This window comes from uncultured Sphingomonas sp., assembly GCF_964237335.1.
In the GTDB taxonomy this organism is placed as follows: Bacteria; Pseudomonadota; Alphaproteobacteria; order Sphingomonadales; family Sphingomonadaceae; genus Sphingomonas.
This window is the reverse complement of record NZ_CAXSHM010000064.1, coordinates 1-9,188: the sequence shown is the minus strand read 5'-3', so window position 1 is coordinate 9,188 and position 9,188 is coordinate 1. Positions and strand designations below refer to the sequence as shown.

The window sequence follows — 9,188 nt, the reverse complement described above, 5'->3', positions numbered from 1 at the left end:
TTCTCGGTGGAAATCTATGCCTTCTCCGGGTCAGCTCTCAGTGGAAATCAACACGACGAGGATCTGGCGGCGCTGCGTCGCGAGCTCGTCGACCAGCGTGGCGCTGAGCTTCGGACCCTGCTCCACGTCGCCGGCCTCGCCGGCATCGCCTTCGCCGGTTGCACCGTCCGTCGCCTTGGGCGACGCGTTCGGATCGATGACCGGCTTCTCGCTGAAGAGGCGAGCGTGAACGCGGGGTTCGCCGTCACCGCCGATGTAGACGAAAGTGCCGAGCTGCGCCTTGACCGCCGGATCGACGGCGTTGCGGGCAGCGTCGATCTCCTCGATCTCACGCTCGATCTCAGCCAGACGGTCGTTCACGGTAACGGCGTCGGGCGTGCCGTCCTCCAGGCCGCTTTCCAGCGCCGCGACCAGGTCGTCGGTCTCGACGCCGAGTGCCTCGACCCGGACCTGCTCCTCCTCGGTGAGCGAGCGGTCCGCGGCGTGGAACTCGTGGAGCTGGCGTTCGAGGTCGTAGGGGACGTGCGTCGCCAGGATCGGGGTGACGAAGGCGAGGCCCTCGGCCTGTGCCAGCTCGGCCGCGGCCGCCTCCAGCTTCCTGGCGGCGAGCGTCTCGATCAGGTCGACGTCGATCCAGTTCTCATCGCCTTGCGTGGCGAACAGGTCGCCGTCGATGCGACCACACGCGGCGACATAGGCATCGCGACCCACGAAGCGCGCCTTGGCGTCGTTCGCCTTGACGGTTCCGTTGAGGATGGCGCGGCGGATATTGTCGGGATTGTCACCATAGTAGGACGTGCTCATCTGAGCGAACACGCGGGCCTGGCGGTCGACATCGGTGGTGACGGCGTAAGCCTGCGCGACGCCGAGCGTGATCTCGCCGGCGGCGAGCGCCTCGAATACGCAGGGAGCGAGCTCGGCAAGGCGGACGCGCTGCTCGACGAAGCGAGTGGTGACGCCCTGGCGCCTGGCGACGTCCTCGGCGGTCATTCCCTTCTGGATCAGGAAGTTGAACGCGGTGCATTCGTCGGCCGGGTTCATCGGCACGCGCTGGAAGTTCTCGGCGAGGCTCGCCTCGGTCGCGTTCTCGTCGTCGCTCAGCACGAGAACCGGCACGGCATGATCGACGGGCAGGGTGCCCTGCTCGATCAGGAGCTGGAGCGCGCGCAGGCGGCGACCACCCGCCTTGACGGTGAAGTGGCCCGCCTTCTTGAGCGGGGTGACGATCAGGTTCTGCAATAGTCCCTGCGAGGCGATGTTGGCGGCGAGGTTGTCGATCCCGGCGTCGCGGTTGGACTTGCGCACATTGTCTTTCGACAGCGAGAGGTTCTTGACCTTCACGGACTGGATCATCGGTCGTCTCCATCTGGAATAGGCGCGCCGTGTCCGACGGTCGCGCAGGCCTGCTCATCAGACCCACCAAGCCGAAGGCTCCCTCCCCTCCCTCGATCGAGCGGGGAGGAAGTCCTTGGTGCGTCAGGCGGTGATGCGGTCGATCACGGTCGCGGCGGTCGCCACGGGCACGAACATCCGCGTCTTGTGCTGGATGATGTCGGTGAAGCACCCGGCCGCCTTCAGTTCGGCAAGCCGCGTGTGCGGCCAGTCGAGCAGCTCGAGGCGCTGCTGGCCGGCGACCAGGCTGCGCTTCAGCCGGTATGCGCCCAAACTCGCGATCTCGCCGCTCGTCATTACGTGGCTGGCGGTCTCGGCGCCCGAGACGGTGATCGTCGCCGCGATGCCGAAGGCGTCCGCGAGCTTGGACACGAGCGGAGCGGGGACGATGCGGCCAAGGAAGGACTGGCCGTCATCAGTGTTGAGCCGCCAGACCTGAACGTGATCGTCGGGCAACTGGTCCCAGACGGGCAGGAGGAGCCCGGTGACGAGGTACAGCGTGCTGGTGCGGGTCTTGCCCGCCATCTCCTCGACCTCGGCCTGCCACAGCGCGGCAAACTCCTCCTCGCTCGCCTCCTCCCACATCGTTTCGGCGAGGAGGTCCTGGCGCATCCGCTCGCTGCGGGTCGGGCGGACCAGCTCATAGCGGCGTACGATCTCGCCATCGTCGTCGGTCAGCGAGTAGGTGCTGCACCGGATCGCGGCCTTGCCCGACTTGCGGTTCACCATCGGGCGGGAGTCGTCGCCGAGGATCCTGAGCGCGGACACGAGCGCGAGCGGCTTGTAGCGTTCCTCGGTCTCGAGCCGGAGGATCTCGGTCTCGGCGCCGCTGGTCTGGTCGCGCCGGATCACCGTACGATCGAGGATGGTGATGCGCTCGGCGTTGATGCTCTCGACGCCGAGATCGAGCGTGCCGGCTTCGCGGGCGGCTTCGATGCGCGCCTCAATCAGGCCGAGATACTCGTCGAAGATCGCGTTTTGGAGCGCGATGCGCAGCGCCAGGATGCGATTGAGCCAGCGCTGGATAGGTGGCAGGTCTTCCTTGAGGCCACCACCTTCGCCCTCCAACTCGAGGCCGGTGAGTTTCTGGAACTCGTCGAGCGTGGTGGAGCGCAGCTTGCCGGCGGCGAGCAGGCGGAACCAGGTTTCGAGCGACTCCTTGGCATAGTCGCTTTCGAGGTTGTCGCGCGGGTCGAACAGGCCCTGTCCGCCCGTCTGCCGCTGGCCGCGGGTGAGCGCGCCCAGGCTGTCGAGCCGGCGCGCGATCGTCGAGATGAAGCGACGTTCGCCCCGGCAGTCGGTCGACACCGGCCGGAACAGCGGCGCGGTCGCCTGATGCGTGCGGTGGGTACGGCCGAGCCCCTGAATGGCGGCGTCGGCGCGCCAACCGGGCTCGAGGAGATAGTGGTTGCGGCGCGACCGGTTCTCGGCGGTGAGGCTCGCATGATAGCTACGGCCGGTGCCGCCGGCATCGGAGAAGATCAGGATTTTCTTGGCGCCGCGCATGAAGGCGTCGGTCTCGGCGAGGTTGGTGCGGGGCGAACGGCTCTCGACGCGCTGGCGGCCGTGGACGTCCATGACGACGCGCCGGCTGCGTCCCGTCACCTCGGCCACGGCATCGGTGCCGAAATGCCCGATGATATGATCAAGCGCGGAGCCGACGACGGGGAGCGCGCAGAGCTGCTCGACCAGATTGTCGCGCATCGCCAGCGCCTCCTGGCTGAACACTGGGCGACCCTCCTCGTCCGACATCGGCTCGGAGCGGGTCTTGCCGGTGTCGTCGACATAGGTCTTCATCTGCCGCACCGGGAAGGCGGCGGTCAGATAGGACATGACGAACTCGCGCGGCGACAGCTCGATGTCGAGATTGGCACGTTCCTCGACGGTCAGCGCGGCGAGCGCCCGGTCGAGCATCGCCTCGGAGGTGGAGACGAGCTGGATGACGACGCTCTCGCCCCGCACGAGGTCGGCGCGGATCGCCGGGACGAGCGAGGGCAGCTTCATGCCGATCAGGAGCTGGCAGAAGAACCGCTGCTTGGTGGACTCGAAGATCGACAGCGCGGCCGCCTTGGCGCCGCTGTTGTAGGTGTCGTTCGAGAAGCTGTCGGTGATGCGGGTCGCGTCGAGCGCGGCGCGCAGGTTCGCGTGGATGATCGCCCAGGCGTCCGCATAGGCATCGTACACCTCGATCTGGTCGGGGGTGAGCCGATGTTCGAGGATGTCATATTCGACGCCGGCGAAGGAGAGTGCGCGGGCGACGTATAGGCCTTGCATCTTCAGGTCGCGCGCGATCAGCTCCATCGCCGCGATCCCGCCCCGGCGCAGGGAGTCGACGAAGGTGCGGCGATCGGCGAACGCGGTGCCCGGTCCCCAAAGGCCGAGCCGGGTGGCGTAGGCCAGGTTGTTGACGTCGGACGCGCCGGTCGCGGAGACATAGAGGACGCGGGCGCGGGGCAGGAGGTTCTGCAGGCGGACGCCGGCGATGCCCTGGTCGGACCCCTCCCTGGTGCCGAAGCGGCCCTCGCCGCCGGCGACGCCGGCCATCTCGTGCGCCTCGTCGAACACGACCGTGCCGTCATGGTCGTCGCCGACCCAGTCGAGGATCTGCTGAAGGCGCGTGCCCTTGTCGCCGCGATTGGAGCGCAAGGTCGCATAGGTGAGGAACAGCACGCCCTCGGCCGCACCGATCGGGGTGCCGAGCTTCCACTGGTTGAGATGCTGGATGTCGAGCGCGAGACCCCCGACCGCGGTCCAGTCGCGACGCGCGTCCTCGAGCAGCGTCTCGGTCTTGGAGATCCAGATATGCTTGCGGCGGCCGCGCAGCCACTGATCGAGGATGATCGCGGCGACCTGGCGGCCCTTGCCGGCACCGGTGCCGTCACCGAGGAAGAAGCCGGTCCGATAGGGACGGCCGTCCTCGTCGGGCGTGAGCGACAGACCCTCCTCGATCGCGTTGAACAGGCCGGGAATGTCGCGCTCGAATGCGTCGCCGGCGTAGATCAGCGTTTCGAGCTGGGCGTCGGAGAGCGTCTTCGCGTCGACGACGGATCGCGAGAGGGTAGGGACGTAGGACGGCCGCGGCGCGGTGATCGAACCCATCGCGATCGACTCCACCAGCGCGGTTGGATGTGCGGACGCGCAGGGGATGGCGATACGGCTCGGCCGATAGGGCAGGTACACACCGACGGCTTCGCCGGTCGGAACCGGCTCGGCGAAGACGGTGTAGTCGATCGGAACAGCGGCGAGAGACTGCGCGGCCTTCGATGCAGGCGCGGTCAGGCGCGGCTTGCTGGCGAGACCGCCTAGCAGCAACCCGCGCCCGCTGGGACGGGCGAGCTGCAGCGTGTCGCCACGCGCGACACGTGCGGGCATGACGGTGCGGGTCGTGATCGCCGCGAGCGCGTCGGCGAGCGTATCGCACCGGATCAGCTCGGCACGATCGCCGGTGCCTTTCTCCAGCACCATGATCTTCACCGCCTGGCTGGTGCCATGCTTGGCATAGGCGTTCGCCGGCAGCTCGAGGTGCAGCGTCAGCGCGCAGCCCTCAGTCGCCTTTGCCCAGGCGCGGCTCGATGTGTCGACGCGATCGGGGAGGATGGCGGCGCAGCGACCGCCCGGCGCGAGCCGCATGAGAGCGGAGCGGAGGTGGCGGAATGCGGCGAGCGGGTCCCCGTGACGGCCGATGCTGCGCGAAAACGGAGGGTTGATAAGGACGGCCGTTGGCCGGATCGTCGACGGAAGAAGGTCGTGGATCAGCTCGGCGTCGTGGCGCGTGACAGGGACGCCTGGAAAGGCGGCTGCAAGCATCTCGGCGCGGACTGGATCGATCTCGTTGAGGACGAGGCGCGCGCCGGCGCGGGACGCGAAGGCGGCGAGGAGCCCGGTACCAGCAGAGGGTTCGAGTACGAGGTCCGTCGGCGCGATCCGGGCCGCGAGCGCGGCAAGGTACGCGATCGGGGCAGGGGTCGAGAATTGCTGGAGTTCGATCTGCTCCTCGCTGCGAACCGTGTGCGTCGGCAGGTTGGCGACCAGCTCGGTAAGCGCAGCGAGGCAGGCGCCGGGACCAGCGGGAAGGTCTGCCTTGGCGAGGTACATGACCTCAGCCAGTTCCAGCATGTCGTAAGCGTCGCGGAGCGACCAGCGACCATCGGCAGACGAACCGCCATAGGCTTGCTCCATGACCCACAGCAGCGTGTCGTGCTGGAAAGACCCGCTCCTGGTGATCGTGTCGGCAACCGCCTTGGCAGCCGTGATCGACGGTTCGGTGAAGTCGAGTTCGAGGGCTGCGGATGAAGTGCGCATCGAGAGGCTCCATTCTGTCGCCCGGTGCTCATCACCGGATCAACAAGCCGAAGGCCTCCTCTCCTCTCAGACCGAAGGGCCGCCGCGCGCGAGCCTGCTTTGGTATCGATTATTGCCGCTCGTCAGGCTGCCTCGGCAGCTGCTTCCGCGACATCCTCGTACACCTTCAGCTGCTCGTCGGACCGCACATCGTCGGAGCTGGCGAGGGTAGCGGCCTGGGGAACGATCGGACGCGATCGCTGCGCGGGATGCGCGGTGAACGTCACGAACGTTTGCAAGCGAGGCCGGCCGGCGGTCGGCACCTTCTCGCTGTGGAGGGATAAGGAGTAGCCTGGCAGACTGTCCTGCTCCGCGACCTTGGTGATTTCTGCCCGCGCGTTCCGGAGCCGGGCCGCACCACAGCCCATGCGCTGCGATACCTCTTCAAGGCCCAAGGTGAACGGTTTCCCAGGCTGGCAATGGAACATCGCAAGTTCGTATAGACGCCGTTGAATTGGGGTCAGCGTGAAGTAGTCAAGATCATAGGCAGCCAGTCGGCGGTCGCGCAGTACCGCGCGGTAGAACCAGTCGCATACCGTGACTTCGATGTATTTGACCCGCTTCTCACCGCGGCTATCCTCGGCATACATGACGCGGAAGTGATCGAGCCAGGAGAAGTTGTCTTCCTGAGTTTCGCCGCCGGTTGCGATATTGGTCTCGACGATCGTGTTCCGAAGACGACGCAGTGCGTCTATGAGGTAAGCGTACGAGCGCTTGCTCGCATTCGAGCCGGTAATCCGGAACAGATCGTGCGCGGTGAACCGGATCGTTCGCGCGGGCGTACCACCGCGATCGCGCAGATCCGTCATGATGCTGGCGACGTAAAGCAGGATTTCCTTGTCGTAGATCGTCGCAATGCCGTGCTTGCCGGCGGAGAGTTCGATAGTGACGCCTTCCGCTTGGAAGGTCATCGGCTCAAGCTGACGAGCCTTCTTGAGCGCGAAAAAGGGGAATTCCGCGACGGTACGTTCGCCCAGGATCTCGCCGAGCAGGGGGCTGTCGAGCGTGAACAGGTTGCCTTGTAACTCCATGGGTCGCGCCATCGCCATCGGGGAAGACTCCTCGAGCGAGGGTGATGACTGACTTCGGCGCTTCGTTGCAACGCCCGATGCAGAATTTACATGCTTTCGTGCGGTAAAGCACGAGCATTAGCGGGGCACATCGCCGTTTAAGCGTCGGATCATGCCGTCCGGATACCAGCGACCCGGCATTTAAGGGCATCCTCCGATTCCCATCGGTTCCGCAACCAAGGCCGGCCATCAGACTCGTGCTTTACCGCACAAAAGGTCGGCGAGGCGAAGTCCGGGAGGCTCCCGCGGATCAGAAATCGCGCGGAAGAGGGGGTTAGAAGGGCTTTTTATGGTTCCTCGAAAGGTGGGAAACCGCACGGAAGCAACCCTAGGGGTCCGCGGCGAGGGGGTTGAAATGCGCACGAAAGCCGACGTGGAGGCGATCGGACGGCTCCGACAGGGTCCTCGATCTGGAGTGAATTAGCGCACGAAAGGGAGCGATCGGCCGGAGGCGAGGCGAATCGAGGTTGGCGGAGGGTTCGTGCTTTACCGCACGAAAGCCGCCTGGGCGTCATAAGCGCCCGGCGAGTTGCGTCCGCTCATTGGAGGGCAGGCGCGGTGCGGAAGCCCCAGAGGCTCTTGGACAGGTCGAGCTCTCCGCGATGAGCGCGCGTCACCATGCCGGCAAAATAGGCCCCCGGGGTCAGGCGGATTTCGTCGCGCGATTGCCGTTCGGCGGTGATCATGATGGCGATCGACGCCGCATCGGGGCCGAGTTGATCGAGCGCATCGGCCCAGGTGCCGGTGCGAATACCAAGATCGTGCCGCAACCGGGCCGCGGCACGGTGAAGATCGACCCATCCCGGTTGATCGCGCTCCACGTACATCGCCGTGGTTGGGAACATCGCGACCAGTTCGCGGGGCGATGTCTTGAACGCACTCTTCGACGGCGAGACTGGAAGGGCGGGTTTGACCTCCTCGGAACGTTTCCCATTAAAACTACAATCTTGCAGAGCTTGTACGGATTTTGAGGAGGGCTTGGTTTGTACTTGTATGAAGGGTGAGGGATTTGACCCTGACCCGTCTGATTCATCGATGAACATAAACCGATCAATCGTGTCGCCAACCATCGCTTCGACCTCTGGCAGGTCTGCAAGAGTTGCCTCGTACGCGATGGCGTCCCGGGTGGTCCGTGCCACAGCAGCTTGCCGTGCCACCGCCTCGACCGCGTCCTGCAGAGCAATCCAGTGTTGGCCCGTCAAGCGCAGGTCGGCTGCCTGGGCGAGTGCCTGACCCACGATGCGCCGGACACGCGCAATCTCCTGCCGTCCGCGCTTGTCGAGCCTGGAGAACGCCGTGTGGGCCTCCGCGGCGGCTTTGAGTTCGTCATAGCGCGCTCGCAAGGGGAATAGATCGATGCCGTAGGCGCTGATGATCCCGCCCGTCGCGCTACGTTGGCCGCGGCGGCGGCCGTGAGCCGCATCGCGCATCGTGATGAGCGCCAGCGCGCGAAGCTGGCGCAGGCGCGCCTTGATCGCGCTCTCGGTGACGCCAGCGAGTTCGGCCAACGTGTAGTTGCTCGGCCAGGCGATCGGCCGGGCCTCGCCCTTGTAGTCGTCAGGACGGGTGTATCCGATCAGGTGCTTCAGCGTCTCCAGCGCGGACGCGCTCAGCCCGATTGCCGTCTTCGCCCCGTCAAGGATGCGGTAGAGATCGTTCCGCTCGACATCGCCGGCGGTCTCGATCCGCGCCGCAAGCTCGCGCTCGATGTGCCGGGTAAGCGCCGAGATCGGGCGCGCGCCGGTTCGCCCTGTGAAGGCGGTTTGGGTATAGGACATCGTTCGACACTCCGTGCTTGGAGGCCGTCACCAGACAAAGCAAAGGCGTGGCGCGAGGCGCGCAATCTTGAACGGGGCCGGGGAGGGTGCTACCTGCCTCTATCTACGTAGTTGGCCTCACGCTTGCCGGCGTGTGGTAGCGGATCTCCGCAGGGGTGCCCGGCCTCGTGCCGGGCATTCTTTATGTGGTCACAGCGCGCTCCCCGTTTCGCCCGAATCTGTGAGGATCGGTGCGCCACCAGAAGCAGGGAAGCAGGGCCGTCAGACAAGTCGGCTGACTCGTGCTTTACCGAACGAAAGGGGCATTATTTCTCGTGCTTTACCGCACGAAACGACTTGATCGTCGCGTGGGCGATAATCGACAGTCAAACACCCAGTCGTTCGGCGCCGATCTGAAGATCAAGCCATTGATCCATGGCGTCACCGAGCAAGGGCAACATGGATACGATCAGTCGACGGCCATCATTAGGGTCGGATCCACGCCGGATGTAGCCCAGCGCCTCGATATTCTCGATGTGTCGTAGTGCAGTTGTTGTCGACCCGCCGCTGAGACGTAATTACTCACCCCCCCCGGTTGTGGGCGGGACGTCAGACGGCGAGGGTAGCG

5 protein-coding genes are annotated in these 9,188 nt (G+C 65.7%); 1 reads left to right on the top strand and 4 read right to left on the bottom strand.

Features of this window, described 5'->3' with window-relative positions; genetic code table 11:
• Positions 1-30: 30 nt before the first annotated feature.
• The 4 genes from ACFE65_RS16910 to repC form a co-directional block, all read right to left on the bottom strand.
• Positions 31-1,353, bottom strand: a complete 1,323-nt coding sequence (locus ACFE65_RS16910) for a ParB/RepB/Spo0J family partition protein (protein ID WP_375383530.1) — start codon at positions 1,351-1,353, stop codon at positions 31-33.
• Positions 1,354-1,476: 123 nt separating this feature from the next.
• Positions 1,477-5,694: a strawberry notch-like NTP hydrolase domain-containing protein gene (locus ACFE65_RS16905; RefSeq protein WP_375383529.1), complete on the bottom strand. Its 4,218-nt coding sequence runs from the start codon at positions 5,692-5,694 to the stop codon at positions 1,477-1,479.
• 122 nt (positions 5,695-5,816) lie between these two features.
• The gene (locus ACFE65_RS16900) at positions 5,817-6,782 is read right to left on the bottom strand and encodes a replication initiator protein A (RefSeq protein WP_375383528.1); all 966 of its coding nucleotides are present in this window, start codon (positions 6,780-6,782) and stop codon (positions 5,817-5,819) included.
• A 560-nt stretch (positions 6,783-7,342) separates the two neighbouring features.
• Positions 7,343-8,581, bottom strand: coding sequence for a plasmid replication protein RepC (gene repC, locus ACFE65_RS16895; protein ID WP_375383527.1), 1,239 nt, complete (start codon positions 8,579-8,581; stop codon positions 7,343-7,345).
• A 314-nt stretch (positions 8,582-8,895) separates the two neighbouring features.
• Between repC and ACFE65_RS16890 the strand changes: the two genes are divergently transcribed.
• Complete coding sequence (locus ACFE65_RS16890; RefSeq protein ID WP_375383526.1) at positions 8,896-9,105, top strand: hypothetical protein; 210 nt, start codon at positions 8,896-8,898, stop codon at positions 9,103-9,105.
• Positions 9,106-9,188: the final 83 nt, after the last annotated feature.